Annotated in this window: 14 protein-coding genes and 2 pseudogenes; 8 read left to right on the plus strand and 8 right to left on the minus strand. The window is 33.7% G+C overall.

Annotated features, from left to right (window positions below):
- Positions 1-39: 39 nt before the first annotated feature.
- The 4 genes and pseudogenes from H280_RS0103355 (at position 40) to msrB (ending at position 4656) form a co-directional block, all read left to right on the plus strand.
- A complete protein-coding gene (locus H280_RS0103355) occupies positions 40-1602 on the plus strand; it encodes a hypothetical protein (RefSeq protein ID WP_020059696.1) in 1563 nt (520 codons plus the stop codon).
- A gap of 610 nt (positions 1603-2212) precedes the next feature.
- A pseudogene (locus H280_RS26895) lies at positions 2213-2332 on the plus strand (hypothetical protein); the annotation flags it as partial.
- Between the two features lie 247 nt (positions 2333-2579).
- Entirely contained in the window at positions 2580-3614 is a 1035-nt protein-coding gene (locus H280_RS0103365; RefSeq protein WP_020059698.1) for an AI-2E family transporter, read from the plus strand.
- Between the two features lie 82 nt (positions 3615-3696).
- Positions 3697-4656, plus strand: coding sequence for a peptide-methionine (R)-S-oxide reductase MsrB (gene msrB / locus H280_RS0103370; RefSeq protein WP_020059699.1), 960 nt, complete (start codon positions 3697-3699; stop codon positions 4654-4656).
- Positions 4657-4790: 134 nt separating this feature from the next.
- Here the strand turns inward: msrB and H280_RS0103375 are convergent, their stop codons facing one another.
- The 8 genes and pseudogenes from H280_RS0103375 to H280_RS0103405 all read right to left on the minus strand — a co-directional run bounded on the left by H280_RS0103375 (position 4791) and on the right by H280_RS0103405 (position 14238).
- Positions 4791-6224 carry a glycosyltransferase family 39 protein gene (locus H280_RS0103375; protein ID WP_020059700.1) on the minus strand — a complete coding sequence of 478 codons (1434 nt, stop codon included), beginning with the start codon at positions 6222-6224 and terminating at the stop codon, positions 4791-4793.
- Between the two features lie 225 nt (positions 6225-6449).
- Positions 6450-8009 carry an ABC-F family ATP-binding cassette domain-containing protein gene (locus H280_RS0103380; protein WP_020059701.1) on the minus strand — a complete coding sequence of 520 codons (1560 nt, stop codon included), beginning with the start codon at positions 8007-8009 and terminating at the stop codon, positions 6450-6452.
- Positions 8010-8691: 682 nt separating this feature from the next.
- Positions 8692-9513: a glycosyltransferase family 2 protein gene (locus tag H280_RS0103385; RefSeq protein WP_020059702.1), complete on the minus strand. Its 822-nt coding sequence runs from the start codon at positions 9511-9513 to the stop codon at positions 8692-8694.
- Positions 9514-9579: 66 nt separating this feature from the next.
- Complete coding sequence (locus H280_RS0103390) at positions 9580-11034, minus strand: oligosaccharide flippase family protein (RefSeq protein WP_028411086.1); 1455 nt, start codon at positions 11032-11034, stop codon at positions 9580-9582.
- A 237-nt stretch (positions 11035-11271) separates the two neighbouring features.
- A complete protein-coding gene (locus H280_RS0103395) occupies positions 11272-11784 on the minus strand; it encodes an acyl-CoA thioesterase (protein ID WP_020059704.1) in 513 nt (170 codons plus the stop codon).
- Between the two features lie 328 nt (positions 11785-12112).
- Positions 12113-12814 (minus strand): methyl-accepting chemotaxis protein, encoded by a 702-nt coding sequence (locus H280_RS26900; protein WP_442852812.1) that lies wholly within the window; start codon positions 12812-12814, stop codon positions 12113-12115.
- Positions 12815-12868: 54 nt separating this feature from the next.
- A pseudogene (locus H280_RS26905) lies at positions 12869-13417 on the minus strand (protoglobin domain-containing protein); the annotation flags it as partial.
- A gap of 188 nt (positions 13418-13605) precedes the next feature.
- Complete coding sequence (locus tag H280_RS0103405) at positions 13606-14238, minus strand: trimeric intracellular cation channel family protein (protein ID WP_020059706.1); 633 nt, start codon at positions 14236-14238, stop codon at positions 13606-13608.
- A 212-nt stretch (positions 14239-14450) separates the two neighbouring features.
- On the opposite strand from H280_RS0103405, the gene H280_RS0103410 reads away from it, so the two are divergent.
- The 4 genes from H280_RS0103410 to H280_RS0103425 all read left to right on the plus strand — a co-directional run bounded on the left by H280_RS0103410 (position 14451) and on the right by H280_RS0103425 (position 19253).
- Entirely contained in the window at positions 14451-15833 is a 1383-nt protein-coding gene (locus H280_RS0103410; protein ID WP_020059707.1) for an O-antigen ligase family protein, read from the plus strand.
- An 85-nt stretch (positions 15834-15918) separates the two neighbouring features.
- Complete coding sequence (locus H280_RS0103415; protein ID WP_020059708.1) at positions 15919-17049, plus strand: glycosyltransferase family 4 protein; 1131 nt, start codon at positions 15919-15921, stop codon at positions 17047-17049.
- Positions 17050-17097: 48 nt separating this feature from the next.
- Positions 17098-17838 (plus strand): WecB/TagA/CpsF family glycosyltransferase, encoded by a 741-nt coding sequence (locus H280_RS0103420; RefSeq protein ID WP_020059709.1) that lies wholly within the window; start codon positions 17098-17100, stop codon positions 17836-17838.
- A gap of 215 nt (positions 17839-18053) precedes the next feature.
- Entirely contained in the window at positions 18054-19253 is a 1200-nt protein-coding gene (locus tag H280_RS0103425; protein WP_020059710.1) for an MFS transporter, read from the plus strand.
- Positions 19254-19381 lie beyond the last annotated feature (128 nt).

Raw genomic sequence — 19381 nt, forward strand, 5'->3', positions numbered from 1 at the left:
GTTATAAAATGTTCCGAATGAGAGGAAGAATTAAAAGAAATGAAAAAATCAGTTAGATTTAATGATTTCAGAATAAATAAATTATCATTTGAAAAACTAAATATCTTTTTATTTTCTTATTCCTTTTTTATTATGTTATTTTTTACACAGACATCCCCATTCTTTACGTTAACCGAGTGGGTAGATTCTAATGCCTTTTTTACAGTTGGGAAAGGTATGGCTAATGGATTAGTCCCCTACCAAGATATTTTTGAACAAAAGGGTCCTTTGCTATATGGTTTGCACGCATTAGCTTATTCGTTTTCTCATTCCACTTTCGTTGGAGTTTACATATTGGAAAGTCTTGCAATGTTTGTTAATATTGTTTTTGCATTCAAGATTTCTCGCCTTTATTTGAATTGGATGCCTTCGGCGCTTATATCTATTTTTTTCCCAGTATTAGTATTAAATCAAAATGCATTTCGTTTTGGCGATAGTGCTGAAGAATTTTCGATTCCTTTCATAATGATTCTTCTTTATATGATATTTAAATATTTTAAGTATGGATCTGGCGCCCTTTTTAAACGGAGAATTTATCTTCTAAATGGGATTATGATTGCCTGCGTGTTTTGGATTAAATTTACTCTTGTTGGAGCTTGGATCGGATTCTACCTTGCGATTTTAATTATCTGTATAGGTGAAAGAAGATGGAAGGACTTAATGAGTGCAATTGTCTACACGTTTGCGGGGCTAGTTCTTGCAAGTGTTCCATGGCTTATCTATTTTGGTATGAATCATGCAATTCAAGATTTGATAGATGTGTATTTAAAATTTAACCTCGTTAGTTATTCATCACAAGTGGGTACAGTTGAAAAACTTATCAATTGCGCATTTATTTTTGGCGGTGCATTTAATGCTAACTTCGAAAATAAAGTGTTGATTCTTGTTGGTTTAATTGATTTTATGTTTACATGGAAGTATTTTAAAGATAGAAGTCAAAAATGGTTGCTTTTAAGTACTATTATTTTCTTAATAGTAGGGGTATATATTGGAGGAAGAGAAATTCCATACTACTTTCTTATTATAACTCCTTTAGGGCTATTTGGATTGATAGCAATCGCTCATTATATTCAAAATGCTAACATAAAGTCACAGATTACTCTTGGTAAAAGTAAATGGTTTGCTCTATCCATGATGGCGATGGCAACAATTTTCTTTTGCTTCGGCTATAATTCTAACATGAAGGCTTCAAAGTTCTATCAGAAGGGGCCTCTTGCGCAGGAAACATTCGCTAAAATTATGCATCAAGAACCGAATCCAACGTTATTAAATTACAATTCTTTAGATGGTGGATTTTATTTTGCTGCAGATATTGTACCGAATATCCGCTATTTTGAAAGACAAAATATTGACTATGAGATATATCCTGAAAATATGGATGAGCAACATCGTTATATAAAAGAGAAAAAAATTAAATTCGTTGTAGTAAAAGTTGAGCCACAAACGAATCCAAGTGAGCTTACCATTCCTTACCTTCACAAAAATTATCGTTTAGTTGCTGAGCAAAATCAATTTGTAGAAGGAGTGGAGTACAAATTTTTACTCTATAAGCAGAAAGATTAAGGATTTGAGAAGGGTCTCTGCATTGAATAAATAGGTTGACCATATAAATACAAGTTGATTTTTCAACATATAAGTCGGTGCTATGCAGAACAAAACATGGCCGCTACTTGCTTTCTACCTTTGTTTTAAACTTTGCACGTGGCAGGAAAAGGCCCTGGCTGCTTCTATGCATGGCCAGTTATCCAGGTCTTCTTCCTTAAAAAAGTGGTTTTTATGTCATTTTTTCAATTTGTATTTATATATAATAATCAGTTTATTTGTTATGTGGATTATGAAACTGAAAAGGGAGTAATTGATAATTCTCGTTTACTCCCTTTTATAAAGTTTTGTCAAAGGCCTGGCTAGAGCGGATGCATTTTGATGTGTTGCCTACAATGACGCGCACCAGATCAAGTGCCGAAACCTAAATGATGTAAGAAGGAATCTCCTCGTTTGAGAGAGCTTCTTTTTATTTTTATATTATAATGTTTTCCCCATAAAATAATGGTGTAATGACTACATGAGGGATGGACATAAAATGGGCGATATATTATTGATGATAATTGAACGTGTTGGTTTATTTATTATTTTATTATCTTTATTTCCTTATATTCGGATATTAATTTGGTTGCTGCATAATATTTTGATTCCACCATTTGTGCTGCAATTATTAGTAGAAAATGCCCTTTGTCATGCATTTCCTAAAAAACAGCTTCTATGCCAAATTGGAATTCATGTTTATGCTAAGCAAAAAGTAACCTGCTACTTTCTTCCTCTTTTTGTTTGAATATTGCATGTGGCAGAAATAGGCCCTGACCGCTTCTACTCATGGCCAGATGCCCTTGACCATCTAAAAAGAAAAGGGTTTTATAAAAAGTTTTAACATTTTATAATAAAACTTTTTATTTAGTTTATAATAATACGTTCTGAAAGTATCGTTTATATTGTACAATAAAATAAATACGAATTATAAGGACAGGAGAGATCACGCTTCGATTATGCAAATGAAAAACCTGTTTCAAAGTAAAGGATTTCAGAGATTAGTTGTATTAGGGTTACTTGTGCTCATCTTATATGCGATGAAAAGTATGTTTAATTTAATTTTGATTACATTTATTCTTACGTATTTGATGGATAGATTTCAAAAATTTATTTCTCGTAAGTTGGAACACTTTTTACCAATTAATAGGAAGATAATTATTGCATTTTTATATGTAGCATTGATTAGTGGAATCGTTATTACACTATACAAATATGTACCAGTTTTACTGGTACAAATTACGCAACTTGTATATCAGTTCAATATATTTGTAAGAAATCCACCTGATAATGAGGTAATTAGATATTTAGTTTCCGCAATTGACCACGTGGAATTATCGAAGTATGTGAATCAAGGCGTTGATATTATTTATAATTCGCTAGCAAATGTTTGGAAAGTAAGTTTACAAATTTTACTTTCCCTTATTTTAAGCTTATTTTTCTTGTTAGAAAAGTCTAGAATTGTTATGTTTACAGCGAAGTTCAAAGAAAGTAAACTCGCTGTTTTCTATAATGAAATTGAGTATTTTGGAAGAAAATTTGCTCGCTCATTTGGAAAAGTGATTGAGGCGCAATTTCTTATTGCCGTTGTAAATTGTGTGTTATCGACCATTGCACTTTGGATTTTAGGTTTCCCACAGTTGCTGGGGCTAGCCTTAATGATTTTCTTGCTGGGGCTTATTCCAGTCGCAGGTGTAATTATTTCGCTGTTTCCACTTTGTATAATTGCTTATAATACCGGTGGCATGGTGTATATTTTATATGTTTTAATTATGGTAGCTGTCATTCATGCGGTTGAAAGTTATTTTTTAAATCCAAAGTTTATGTCAGAAAAAACAAATTTACCTATATTTTATACATTTATGATTTTAATTTTCTCTGAACATTTTTTAGGTGTATGGGGATTGATTATAGGGATTCCAATTTTTATGTTTTTACTCGATGTATTAGAAGTAATAAGTGATGAAAAAGAAGAAACAGTAAATAAGAAATAAAAAGCATCTATTTTGATGCTTTTTTATTTATAACTTATATTTTCGTATGCCATACTGTAAGAAAAGATAATGGGGTGAAGAAGTGGTTGTAAACGAAAAATATGAATTTGCAACATTTGCTGGAGGCTGTTTTTGGTGCATGGTGTCGCCATTTGAGAAAATGGTTGGCGTTATAAAAATTGTATCTGGATATACAGGTGGACATAAGGAAAATCCAACATACAAAGAAGTTTGCTCAGAGACAACTGGGCATTATGAAGCGGTACAAATTACTTTTGATCCAGAGCGTATGCCGTATGAGCAATTACTTCACTTATATTGGCAACAAATTGACCCAACTGATGCTGGAGGTCAATTTCATGATCGCGGACAATCATATGAAACAGCCATTTTCTATCATAGTGAAGAGCAGCGTAAAGCCGCAGAAGTATCTAAACGCGGGCTAGAAGAAAGTGGACGTTTTTCGAATCCGATTGTCACAAAAATTTTACCAGCTGCAGCATTTTATTCTGCGGAAGAGTATCATCAAGGGTATCATGAGAAAAATGCGTTTCGCTACGCGTTATATCGCCAAGGATCAGGGCGCGATGCGTTTATCAAAAAATATTGGCCAAAGGATAATACTCATTTAAAGGAAAAGCTTACTGATATGCAATTTTATGTTACACAAGAAAATGGAACAGAACCACCTTTTCAAAATGAGTATTGGGGCCATAAAGAAGAAGGTATTTATGTTGATATCGTATCAGGAGAGCCTTTATTTAGTTCGTTAGATAAATTTGATAGCGGTTGTGGGTGGCCTAGTTTTACGAATCCGATACTATCAGCAAGTATAAAAGAAAAAATGGACGTTAGTCATAATATGACGAGAACGGAAGTACGCAGTAAAGAAGCAGATTCTCATTTGGGACACGTATTTCCAGATGGACCAGGACCGAATGGTTTGCGTTATTGTATTAACTCTGCAGCATTGCGCTTTATCCCTAAAGAGGATTTAGAGAAAGAAGGATATGGGGATTTTCTTATCTTGTTTAGACGCTAAAAGGATAACGGCCTGTTCCATTTATTTCATTTTTAGAACAGGCTGTTGTTATATTGGAATACATCCGGCATGATCAATACTCCGGAAATCTCCAGTATCTTTTCGAATGTGAACATTTTATATAGGAATGGTAATCATACAGTTTTTTTTCTTATATATTGATGAATTACATAGATTCCATAGCTTTGAATAATGAAGAAGCCAGGAATGATAAAATATCGATACCTTGTTTGTATCTCTATTAAAAAATGAACAGATATATATCCGATGATAAGTAAGAGAAGTAATGTATATTGAAGGTTTTTCTGTTTTGTGAAAAGAAGGGATAATAATCCAATCACACCAAATAACATAGTTGCCATATACATATATTTTTCATATTTCATGGATGTATTAATTAATTCTTTTTTATTTAACTGATTTAAGCTCCAATAACCAGCTGAGTCAATATCTCCCCACATAGAGGAAAATTTATCTCCAAAGAGCGTGAATAGCTTTTCTTTATCTGTAATTCGTTCTTTAATGAGTTTCATTTCTACTACTTTTCGTTCTTCACCTATTTCTAGACCCAAGATTTGTTCAGCATCTGATTCTGAATATGATCCTGCTGTTTCATGGTTAAGCCCTATGACAAATTTCCAAAGAGGATCACGATTAGATAAAGGATATTTTGTAACTCCTGTAGCAATGAACAGAGAGCTTACAATATAATGGACAGCGTAAAAGGTAACAAGAATACCAATAAGTTTCTTTGTTGTAGTGAACATTGTTTGTTTATCTTTTCCAAGAAATCTATGAAGGAATAGGTAAATGATAACCGCTAATAAAATGAAACTACCTGGAGGGCGTATTATATCACCAAGTGCTAGTGTAATTCCGACAAAAATCCAAGTATATTTACTGTGGAACTCTTTTGTTGTTAGTAAATAGAATCCTAAATAAAATAAAAATGTTGCAAGGTGTTCATTGGTTAAGACAGAACTCATCATAATGCTTGAAATATAAAAAGCATATAGTAATCCAGCTGTGCGTCCAGTCCACTCATTGAAAATTTTGCTTGTAATGCCATATACACATAGTGTAGTTCCTGTACAATAAAGGACATTTAAAAATTTTAAAATGAATATATGGTTACCAAATAATTTGATGACGAAAGCTTGATACATCGTAAATCCCAGTTGATACACCCATGTTGTGTAGTATGGAGAGCTTGAAAAACTATAGTTGCCGTGAGCAGCTTGTACAGCACTCTCATACATTAATGCAAAGTCAGATTCAACCGGTGTTGGGATTTTTAGAATCCAAATAAATCGAGTGGCAAACGCACAAAGTGTTAATAAAATAATAAATGTAGTTTTTGAAAAATATGTATTACAGAGATAAGTTAGTAGTATAAGCAAAATCATGGTGATAATTATAATGGGAGCACTAATAAGTGTTCGAACGAATAGAGTCTCCTTAACAGTTAAATAAGAATTCCAAATAGAAAAAGCAAAGATAAGCAAGCACAAAATTGTGAGGCACTTTGCTAATAATGAACTGAAACGATTCCATTGTATAGTCAACATAATTGGATACACCCCTTGATGCATATAATAATTTATATAGGAATAAAGCGCACTATTTATCGCGCCTAAGAACTCGAAGTTTTACTTTATAAGAATACAATTTTTGCGGGCAAGGTAAAATGTTTTTCAGGAAGAAAAAATAATAAAATATGCCCCTTGTTTAGACAAGAGGCATATTTTTATCCCGTTATTTGTGTACAGTAAGGTTTCAATTGGTTCAACTAATTATTGATGAGCTGCTTTCTCTGCCCATTCTTCTACGTTCCATACTTTTGTAATCCAACCTTCATAAAAATCTGGTTCGTGACAAACAAGAACGATTGTACCTTTATATGCTTTCATAGCACGCTGTAATTCTTCTTTTGCTGTTACATCGAGATGGTTTGTTGGCTCGTCAAATAATAGCCAGTTACTTTCTGTTGCCATTAATTTACATAAGCGAACTTTTGCTTGTTCACCACCACTTAACTGGCTCAGTGGACGAGAAATATGTTCATTTTTCAAGCCGCATTTCGCAAGCATTGCACGTACTTGATGTTGATCTAAGTGCGGGAACGCATTCCATATATCATCAATTGGCGTAATATTTTCAGCCTTAACTTCTTGTTCAAAATAAGCAGGTTCTAAGAAATCACCAAGACTAATTTTCCCGCCTAGCGGTTTAATTTTTCCAAGAATCGTTTTAAGTAATGTTGATTTTCCGACCCCGTTACATCCAACAATGGCAATTTTTTCACCGCGTTCAATTGTCATTGTTAACTTCGGTAATAGGGGATGTGTGTAACCGATTTCTACATCTTCTCCTTCAAAAACAAAACGACTGCTTGCACGGCATTCTTTAAAAGAAAACTCCGGTTTTATAGCAGTTTCTGGACGATCAATACGTTCCATGCGATTGAGTTGTTTTTGACGGCTTTTTGCGCGTCCAGTTGTTGAGTAACGCGCTTTATTTCGCGCAATAAAATCTTCTTGCTGTTTAATGAATTCTTGTTGTTTTTGATATGCTTGTAAATGTTGATTTTTATTAATTTCTGCTAGTTCTAAGAACTTTTCATATGTTGCTGTATAACGTGACATTTTTGAAAATTCAAGGTGGAAAATAACATTTACACATTTGTTCATAAACTCTGTATCATGGGAAATTAAAAGGAATGCATGAGGGTATTCCTTTAAATAGCTTGTTAACCATTGAATATGTTCAACGTCTAAATAGTTAGTTGGCTCATCGAGTAATAGTACTTCAGGTTGTTCAAGTAATAGCTTTGCAAGCAATACTTTCGTACGTTGTCCACCACTTAACGCCGAAACATCACGATCTAGGCCAATTGCATCAATTCCAAGACCGCGTGCCGCTTCTTCAATTTTAATATCTAATAAATAGAAACCGCCTGCTTCTAGTGCATCTTGCACTTCTGCCATTTTTTCAAGTAGTTCTTCCAATTCTTCTGGTGACGCTGTTGCCATGTTTTCAGCAATCGTATTTAATTCTTTTTCTTTTTCAAATAAAGGCAAGAACGCATCTGTTAATACATCACGAATCGTTCGTCCAGGTGTTAATATTGTATGCTGATCTAAATATCCATAGTGGGTGCCGGGTGTCCATTCTACACGTCCCTGATCATGAATCAGTTGCCCTGTAATAATATTCATAAATGTTGATTTACCAACTCCGTTTGCACCGACTAATCCAACATGTTCTCCTGCTAATAAACGCATTGATACATCTTTAAATAGTGTACGATCACCAAAAGTATGACCTAGGTTTTCAACTGTTAATAAGCTCATAGTGTCCTCCGCTCTGTTTCAAATCTATAAGTTCATTTTAATTTTTCAATATAAAAGTCGCTGCTACGCAGCATAAAAAATGACCTCATTCGCTTTCTTCCTTTGTTTTCATCCTTATGTTCAGATGCTCTTGCAAAAAGAAAGAGATTTTAGGTCGGTTTTTCAATTTATAATAGTATCTTGAATCATGATACTAAATTCTTAAATATAATGCTATCTTTTATCTTTGAATGATTGTGTATTTCTTATGGGAAATAATTGTAATCTTATGGTATATTTTGTTACAATAATGTTATTTTTATTACAAAAATGTAATGTTCGTGTAAGCTAAATCGATAGTGGAGTTCTTTTATATATTATAAAATTTAGTCGGTAAGGTGGTACAAACACAGTAAAGATGAATAAACATAATGATAAAAACTACGAGAATGTGTGCTGTATACCAATATGATAAATGGTCATTAGTGTATTCGTCTTATCTTGTTTAAAGATTATAAAAAACCCCTTGTTTTTATGAAAAGACCCCTTGTAAAAAGAGCAACTGTTCCTGTCTGGGACAGTTGCTCTTTTTTTCTCCTGCTGATTTGAGATCAGTTGATGAAAGTTGTAATTGATTGGACTATTTACCAGCAGTAAGCCCCTACCTCAATATTTGGGGTGGGGGCTTACTGCTGGTATGAACTTATTTAAAGTATCCTCTAACAATTCCTTTTAAGCGCTTTGTATGAAATTTTCGTTTATCATTAGAAATGTTTTGCATTGCACGGAATAAAGCAGCGGCAATGGCGCGTAAAAAGTAAGGGAATCCATAATGTAAGCGAATGACTCTTCCGAAACCGCCGGCATAGGAAATAGCTCTTTTTAATGATTGCTCATTAATAATCTCTTCTTTTACTGGATGATATACGAAAAGATCTTTCTTAAATAAACCTGTATATCCATTTTTCATACCACGAAGTACAAAGTCAGTTTCTTCACCAGCTCCGTAAATTGTTCCCGCTCCAACTCCTAAGTCTTCATCAAAAGTGCCTACATCTTGTACAAATTGTTTCGTGAAGAAGAGGGCAAAGGAAGGACCCATGAATCCATATTTATTATTTAAAATAATATCTGTATTAGGAGCGTGTATTAAAGATCCTGTCCCTTCTACATTTGTTGTATTGGTAGAAATAAAATGAATATTTTTATTTTGTTTAAACGTTTCTTGAATGTTTTCCAACACATTTGTTTCATAAATACAGTCGTCATCTGGAAAAGCGATAACATCACCATCAGCTACTTTTAAACCTGTGTTTCGTGCACGGGAGAGTCCTTTGATTGGTGTGTATATATAATTGATTGGGAATTTTTCTTTATAGTCATTAAATAAATCAACGATTGGTGTATCGTTTTGGTCGACTACAATGAGTTCAAAGCCTTTATATGTTTGTTTTTCTAACGATTTTAGTAAATCTATAATATCATCACGTCTGCCGCAAGTCGCCATGATTAAAGAGAATTTCAATCGGAACAGCTCCTTTAAAGAAGTTTCATTCGCCTAAACATGCAAGATGGTGTTTTGTTACTTACATCATTTTTTCTTCAGTTTTCCTTTGATTTTATCTAAAAACGTAAACAATATCTCATCTTTTGTTATTAATAAAATTAATGCATATACACATCCACACGTGATAATGATAACCAATACAGAAAGGATTTTTCCTGGTATTGTTATATGAATGAGATATGATAACGGTACAAATGTAAGTGAATAGAAGAGATATTTTAGTTTCGACATATCGAATAATGTGTAATTTACTTTTAGTTTCTTTTTTACATATATATATTCCAGTGTAATTAGCAAGCAGTATGAAATCGTAGTTGTGAAAATCGCTGTTGTCGGTGTGAATACATGAAAGACGATCAGCGAGATATTTAAAATCAGGTTTAGAAAACCACCAATGAATAAAAAACGTACTAAAATGTTTTCTTTCTTTTTTACGTAAATAATTTGATTCGATAAAATAGATTCGATACCGAGTGCAATCATGTATAGTGCAAAAGCAACTAATGTATCACCAGCATTAGCAAATTCATTTCCTCCATAAATAATAACAGCCCCATGAGCGATAAGCATTAAGCCAATAGCTGCTGGGAATAATGTAATAAAGTACACTTTTGAGATTTTATTTAATAGTGATTCATACTCTTTTTCATCCGCAGTTCCTGATAAATAAGAGAGCCGTGGAACGGTAACTTGGATTACACTTAACATCAGTGTATTAATAATCGTCATAATTTGAAAAGCCATGACATAGTAAGAAAGTTCGGGTTTCCCAACATACTTACCTAATAATAGTCGGTCTAATTGTGTATAGAGAATAGTTGCATTTGAAAAGATAACAACTAAAAATAATGGTTTTAAATGCCGAACAATGGTTATGTTGGAAAAATCAAACTTAACTTGACGTTTTACATATATAAAACTGATAAAGTGGTTTAAAAATGTTGATAAAACTAATAAACTTGCAAATTGTCTGTAATCATTTGCCCCATGAACGAAAATAAATAAAAGGACAACATAAATGAGACGAACAATAACTGTTTTTTTGGCAATGAAATCATAATTTTCATGTGCTTCATTGTACCATTCTACATAAAATAAACTCGAAATAAAGTTGAATCCAAAAATAAGGAGGACAGGAAATACATCTTTATTTCCATAGCCAATGTAACTAAAAAGTAAAAATGCAATTAAAGCAAGAATACTAGTTGTAAAGTTAATAACGTATAAACTTGTAAACAATTGTGAAGTTTTTTTCTTATCGTTTTTCACTAAGCTAATTTCACGTAAGCCATATTGATACACACCAAATGTAGCAAAAACAAAGAAATAATTAAAAATTGTTTCGCTAAAGTTAACTGTTCCCATTGAATGCGAACCAAGCATTCGATATGCATATGGGCCTACGAGAAGCGGAAGGATAATATTAAAGGTGTTGAGCAATAATTTATAGAAAATATTTGAAACAAGTGATTTTTGCATAATTTCACCTTTCACTGATAGTTCTTCAAATAAAATGCTTTTGTGAGTTTTATTGAAAGTGATTTAATTATAAGTAATTACGGATATAAGTTTACCGCAGATAAACTTTGTAAAGCAACAATAGATTCTTTTCTTAATTGCAGTCAAAGTAGCACACAATGTATGAAAATAGCCTTAGTATTTCTTCATGAATATAAAAAACCTGGCGAATACATTCGCCAAGTAGAGGGTGTAGAATTATACATTCCACGGTTTTTGAATAGTTAGTACTTCTGCCATTTCTTTACTTTTCAATCGGTTCATTTTGCGTTTTTCTGCACGTTCTCCGCCTGTGTTATATAACCAGAGCTCTTCCTCTGTTTCAGCGATCACACCTGGTACAGAGGCTGGTTTTCCATCTTTTAATGCGACGAAAGTGATGAAGCAAGTAGCGGCAATGCGGCGTTGCCCGCCTAATAAATCTTCTGCAACAATTTTTACGAATACTTCCATAGAAGATCTTCCTGTATAACAAACGAATGCTTCATAGCAAACAGAATCGGTTTGATGAATGGGTGTTAAGAAATCAACAGAATCGATAGAAGCTGTTACACAGTGCTCACGGCTATGGCGCGCAGCAGCGATAGATGCGATGCTATCAATTTCTGCTAATAATTTTCCGCCAAATAATGTTTGATGGTTGTTTAAGTCATTGGGAAAAACACGTGTTGTTTTTATCGCTCTTGACTCTCTCATAAATTTCTTTTCCATATTATCTACTCCTGTTTTGTTTGTTCTCATGATATTCATCAGAACTTAATTTATTTCGTCCATCATTCATTATAAATAGTGGATGAAAGTTTCTCTGTATATAGATTGTAGTGTAAAAGAGATTTCGCTTACATTGCAAGGGGAATATATGACGTTACTAACTTTATCATAGAAATAGGGTACCGTGTTACTTCGGTTTCTATCCATTGTGTTAATAAAATTTCCAATTGAAAGTGACATGAATGTGATACAAGGAAATACTATTTTTTAAAAAGTAAAACGCCTAAGAGTGTGGATGTGTTTCTTCCTCGCTCTTAGGCACCTTGTTTTATCGATTTAATTCTGCCATTAAACTATCAGCTGTTTGGGCCATGTTTGTAGAAGTCTTTTCAATTGCCTTTATAACATGTGTAATGAATTCAAGTTCACCTTCAATTTTTTGAGTTTGTTTTTTTGAATTAGACATGTCTTTTACAATTTCTTCAAAGTAACTATCAGTTTCATTCATGCTATTTGTTCCGTCAGAGACAAGATTATTAATTTGTTCAACAGAAGATGAAACATGCGTAATTTGTTCATTTGTTTTTTCAACAAGTTTTGTTACGTTTGAAATAGACTCTTTTGTTTGCTCTGATAACTTACGAATTTCTCCTGCTACAACTGCAAATCCTTTTCCGAATTCACCAGCACGTGCAGATTCAATCGCTGCATTTAAGGCAAGTAAGTTTGTTTGATCAGCAATTGATTTGACAATATCGATAATTTCATTAATTTTTTTGGAAATGACAAGTAGCTCTTGTGTATCTTGAATAATAGTTTGCATGCTGCCCTTTATGCTTTCCATGCGCTGATTTTGAATATGAAGCTGCTGTTTTCCTTGATTTGCCTTTTGCTCTGATTGTATCGCTAGTGATGTACCTGTTTTGGCAATGTCAATCATGTTTTCTGATTGCTCCGTTAATTGATGAATGGAGGCATTTGTTTTCTCTGATGCAACAGCAAGCTCTTGAGCAATATGGCTGATTGTCATTTGAGCAATTTCTTTTTCTTGCTCATGTTCTTTTCGAATCGCTTCATATTCTTGTTCGTATGCTGTTAAAACAAGCTCCTGCTCAAGCGTAAAGAGCTTGTTTAGTACATGTACAGCACAAGAAAAATCTTCAATTTTTGTGAAGTGTTCTTTGAAAATTTTAATAATAGATCGGAATAATTCTTGATATGCAGATGTATACCATTTTCTATGTAAACCAATTTTCACGTGTCTTCGTGCAATTTGAACGCGACGTTGAATAAAATCCTCGTCAATATCGCCACTAAATAGTTGTTTGATATGTTCTTTTAATGTTATTTGTAATTTTTGAACGGAACTATATTTTTCAATGACCTGTATAAGGTGTGGTTGCTTTGTAATATTTTCATAAAATTTCTTTGTAATCCAATCCAATTGTTCATAAATAAAAGGTTGTAGCACTTTTACAACCTGTAAATCTTCTCTTGTTACGTGTAACATGTTCATTTGTACGGCTAAATCGGAATTTTTAGGTACAAGAAATGTTACGGCCTTATCTTTACTTTGTTCTTTTATACTTCTTTCTTTCGTTTGATTACTTTCCCTTTTAAAAAGCCTTAGCATAATGTTCCCCCTGTATATATGTCTTTCTCTCTCTCCTTGTAAAAAAATGTTAAAACGTTTCCAACATTGCCATCTTGTTTATTATATCTATTCTTTTATATTTTCTCTATATTGTTATATGGAATTAAGGGAATTTATGCGCTATAAAAAAAGAGAATCCATGAAAGAATTCTCTTTTTATAAATAGATCAATGACCTTTATGAACTTTTGTATGTGTTTTAAAAAAGACTGGGAAATGTACATTATAGATAAAAGTTACGACGCGTATAACAAATGTTATGAGTAAACAAATGTAGAAAGCCAATACGTGTGATCCCATCTCATAAGTAATGAGGAAGCTAATTGCGCCTAGGATAGAGGCAATTGCATAAATTTCTTTACGAAAGACATATGGGATATCTTGCGCGCACATATCACGTAAAATTCCACCGCCAATACCTGTAATGACTCCCATAGAAACAACTAAGAAAGAACCATCCATATGATGAGTAATGGCCGCATTTGCACCGATGGCAGTAAATACGCCTAAGCCGACAGCGTCTGAGAGCATAATAACAACTTGTAATTTATGAATTCGTTCAAAAAACATACAAGTAAATAATGCTGCTAAAATACTAATGAAAAAGTAGATTGGTTGTACAAACGCAACTGGAGGCAAGTTTCCAATCATAATATCCCGAATTATTCCGCCGCCAAGTGCTGTTGCTACAGACAAACAAAGGACACCAAATAAATCGAGTTCTTTTTTTAAACCTACTAATGTACCAGAAATAGCAGCTGCAATAATGCCGAGAAACGTAAATACATCAATTAAAAACATCGCTCCGATCCCTTCCTTCTAAAGATGTTCCAAGGAAAGAATATACACTAAAGTTATCAAAATAACAATTACTGTTTCGCTACATGTAAAAAAAGTGAAAATGACATCTCCAAAGATTTTATGATTCAATTAAAATACCATCTAGTCAATTGAAAACTTATGCTATAATAGGTATTTGAAACGAGACGCAACAATATTTATAGGGGGTAAAGATGTTAAATCACAATAGTTTAAGTTATAAATTTGAACAATTTCTATTGATTTTTATTATATTACAACCAATTATAGATTTACTCACATCGTTTTGTATTTTAGAGCTTAAAATCGATGCAACGGTTGGAGTGATAACACGTTTATTTGTTATGGCTCTTGGTGGGATTTATATTCTTACGCAAGCTCGTGTGAAAGAAAATCGAAAATACATTATATATTTACTTGGATTAGGAATTGTACTTGGATTAGGATTTTTAAATAATAAAATGATTAAACATCCGATGCTACAAATGGAAGATCTTAAGTTTATAGCAAAGGCGTTATATCCATTTGTGATGATAAGTTGCTATATTCTCGTATTCAAGTCATTAAAGATGAAAGAAACAATGCATACAAAGATGAGAAATTATATAGCATATGCAGCTTTAATTATAAATGTAACGATGGTTGCAGCTATCGCAACTGGAACAGATTATAATAGTTATGACTATTTTAAAGAAGGTTCACGCGGCTGGTTTTTTGCAGGAAATGAACTTGGATCCATTTTAGCAATCATATGCCCAGTTGTTGTTCTATATTCTATTGAAAAAACAACAAGCTTAGCAAAAAGTTATTTTTGGATTCCATCCATTTTAATTATATTTTCATTGTTTGCAATTGGTACAAAAGTAGGGGCTGGAGCTATTGTTTGTACATTTGTTATTGCTGTTTTTATGTGTTTTATACAAGCATTTTTACAACGAAAAGAGCGTAATAAAAAGCCATATTTGTTAAATGGTTTGATTGCAACAGTTATATTAGTAGGAATAGCAGGATATTTTCCGTCCTCTCCAATATATAAAAATACAGGGATCAGTCATAAAGTATTCAAATTGCAAGAGGCAGAAAGGCAACAAAAGAACCATGTTAAACAAGAGGAAACGGTAAAAGGGACAGAAAAAACAAAAGAAGAAGAGAAAAAGGCTGAGACGCAAGCTATTATTTTTAGCGGACGTGAATTATTTATGCAAACGTATAAAGATTTTTATAAACAAGCACCTATGTCTCAGAAATTACTTGGTATGGGGTATGGTGGTAACCTTAAAGATATCTCAGAACTAAAAATAATTGAGCGAGATTTCCATGATTGGTTTTATACCTTTGGAATTATCGGTTTTATTTTTCTTATGATTCCATTTCTGTATTATGGTTTGAGAATCCTAATGGTATTAATAACAAGGTTCCGTGAAGTATTTACGGTTAAGTACGCATTGTTAGCTGCTGGTCTTGGGCTAGCATTAGGAATTGCTTTTACAGCAGGTCATGTGTTAACGGCACCAGGAGTAAGTATTTACTTTGTTGTATTATTAGCATATTTAATCGTTGATTTAGAAATAGAATAATGGAAGAATAAGAGCTAGCATGATGTTAGCTTTTATTTTTTGCTATAGTAAAAAATGAGAAAATATATTTAATGGAGGAAAAAAGATGAAAGTGCTACATATGAATGCTGGAGCAGAAACAGGTGGCGGAAAAACGCATATTATTTCACTTTTGTCGCAATTCCCGAAAGATGTAGTAGAACTAGCGGTATTTGAAGAAGGTGCAATAGCAAGCGAGGCGAGGGTATTAGGAATAAAAGTACATGTTTTTTCACAATCATCTCGTTATGATATATCCATTCTTTCAAAAATACGTTCTTTTATTAATAAAGAAGGTTTTGATATTGTCCATACCCATGGAGCAAGAGCTAACTTTTATCTTTCCCTATTAAAGAGAAAGGTAAATGCCAAATGGGTTACAACTGTGCACAGTGACCCAACGTTGGATTTTATGAAGCGTGGTTTAAAAGGTTGGATTTTTACAAAGTTAAATTTACGTTCGTTTCAGAAAGTTGATTTATTTTTTGCTATTACAGAACGTTTTAAGATGAATACGGTAACACTAGGTGTACCAGAAGAGAAAATTTGCACAATCTATAACGGAATTGAATATGATCGTAAGTTGGCAAAGCCTTATAATTTAAAAGAGAATTTTGATATACAAGAAGATGTATTTACAGCGATTCAAGTAGCCCGTTTACATCCTGTTAAAGGGCATGAAATATTATTTGAAGCGTTGCAAAACACAACAATTCCAAAAATTAAAGTGCTGTTACTTGGTGATGGGCCAATTGAGAATGAGTTAAAAGAAACAGTGAAACAAAAAGGATTAGAAGATAAAGTTCTATTTTTAGGACATCGTGAAGATGCAAAGAATTTATATGCCGCAGCGCATATAAATTTATTAACATCGTATAGTGAAAGTTTCCCCCTTGTTTTATTAGAAGGGGCGAATCAACGTTTAACCCCTATTGCTACAGATGTTGGTGATATGTCACAACTTATTGTTGATAACACATATGGCTGGATTGTTCCAATTGGTGATGCGGTGGCTCTTACTCGTGCGTTAGAAGAGGCATATGAAAAATGGAAAAATGGTGAATTAGTAGAGATGGGTGAGCGTTTGTATACCCATGCCTCTTCTCATTTTTCGTTACGGAATTTATATGAAAATACGTATGAGGCGTATGAGAAGGTTTTGTCTGGCAGTAATGATTATGTAAAAGTAAGAGGTTAGAATAATTAGTAGTGGAAAAAGATATTTGAAATAGAGAGGATTGTAAACATGGCAGTGCAAACAATTGATATTTTAGGCGTGCCCTTCTCAACGATGACAATGGAAGAAACAGTTCGTTATATAATGCAGCAGCTAGAACAAGAACGAGAGAATACATTTCAAGTTGTAACAGCCAATCCTGAAATTGTGATGTGTGCCAAAAAGGATACTGTGTTTCATCAAACGCTTCTTCAGGTAGATCTTATTACACCAGATGGGATTGGTGTTGTAAAGGCAAGTGGTATGCTAGGAACACCGTTAAAAGAACGTGTGGCAGGTTTTGATTTAATGTGTAATTTGTTTGAAACGTTATCACAAGAAAAGAAGGCTGTATCTGTTTTTTTACTTGGAGCAAAGCCGCACGTTATCGAAAGAGCTGCCCAAACTTTAACAGAAAGATATGCAGCTGTATCTATTGTTGGAACACAAGATGGATATTTTGAACAAGAGAAAGAAGAAGAAATTATCGAACGTATTCAAGAAGTGAAGCCGGACATCTTACTGGTTGCGCTTGGATTTCCGAGACAGGAAAACTTTATTCAAAATAATAAACATCGTTTACATACAAAAGTAGCTGTTGGCGTTGGTGGTAGCTTTGATGTTTGGGCTGGAGAAGTAAAGCGTGCTCCGAGATGGATTCAAGCTATTCACTTAGAGTGGTTTTACCGTTTGTGCAGTAATCCAACGCGCTGGCGTCGTCAACTCGTATTAGTTGAATTTTTAAAAGAGGTTGTTCGGTCGAAAAAGTAGCGAAATATCGCTGCTTTTTCTTTTGTAAACAGCTATTTGTAGGAGCACTTGTTTACAGGGGGACTTGTCTATTCATTCTATGTATGAGGCGTTTTTTTGTGGAAATGATAAGAAGCATATGAGAAATGATTATGTTTACATATAAATTGTTTTACTTATATGATATACATATGTAAAATATTATGTAAAGACACCTGTATTGAGGAGGGCCTGTAGTGGGAAAAATTAAAGAAATCTCAAATCGAAAGCTTCTCGGAATTGCTGGGCTTGGTTGGCTATTTGATGCAATGGATGTTGGGATTCTTTCATTTATTATTGCTGCTTTACAAAAAGAATGGCAGCTTAGTGCACAGCAGATGGGATGGATCGGTAGTATTAACTCCATCGGAATGGCAGTTGGAGCACTCGTATTTGGGATATTAGCAGATAAAATCGGCCGAAAATCTGTTTTTATTATTACATTATTATTATTTTCTATTGGAAGTGGATTAAGTGCTTTATCAACAACATTAACCGTATTTCTTATCCTTCGTTTTTGTATTGGGATGGGTCTTGGAGGAGAGCTGCCTGTTGCATCAACACTTGTATCTGAAAGTGTTGCGGCGCACGAACGCGGTAAAATTGTCGTTTTATTAGAAAGCTTTTGGGCTGGTGGATGGTTAATTGCTGCTCTCATCTCATATTTTATTATTCCAACATACGGTTGGCAAACAGCGATGGTTTTAAGTGCGATTCCAGCTTTTTATGCATTATATTTACGATGGAGTTTACCTGATTCACCGCAATTTCAAAAAGTAGAACAAAAGCAATCTGTATTTGCAAACATAAAGGCTGTTTGGTCAGGAGAGTACAGGCGAGCGACGATTATGCTTTGGATTCTATGGTTTTGTGTCGTGTTTTCCTATTATGGAATGTTTCTTTGGCTTCCAAGTGTATTAGTGCTAAAGGGATTTAGTTTAATTAAAAGTTTTCAATATGTGTTGATTATGACATTTGCGCAGCTTCCCGGTTATTTTACAGCCGCTTGGTTTATTGAACGTTTTGGCCGGAAGTTTGTATTAATCACATACTTATTTGGAACGGCATGTAGTGCATATTTCTTTGGAGCGGCAGATTCAGTGATTACGCTAATGATTGCAGGTATGTTGCTTTCATTCTTTAATTTAGGAGCTTGGGGAGCATTATATGCGTATACGCCGGAGCAGTATCCAACTATTATTCGTGGTACGGGGGCTGGGATGGCAGCGGCATTTGGACGCATTGGGGGTATTTTAGGACCGTTATTAGTTGGCTATCTCGTAGCCACGCATGCTTCGCTCTCTTATATTTTTACAATCTTTTGTACGGCCATTATAATTGGTGTTCTCGCTGTCCTTGTGCTTGGACAGGAAACAAAACAACGAGAATTGGTATAATGAAAAAGGAAGCTGTGTATGGCTTCTTTTTTCATTATTTTCTGATAAAAATATGATATATTTGATAGAAAAAGGGATTATTTCTAAAAAAGCGAATGTATACAACAAGGCGTATGGACAAAAGGATT

The sequence above is a fragment of the Bacillus sp. 123MFChir2 genome (assembly GCF_000383235.1).
Classification (GTDB): domain Bacteria; phylum Bacillota; class Bacilli; order Bacillales; family Bacillaceae_G; genus Bacillus_A.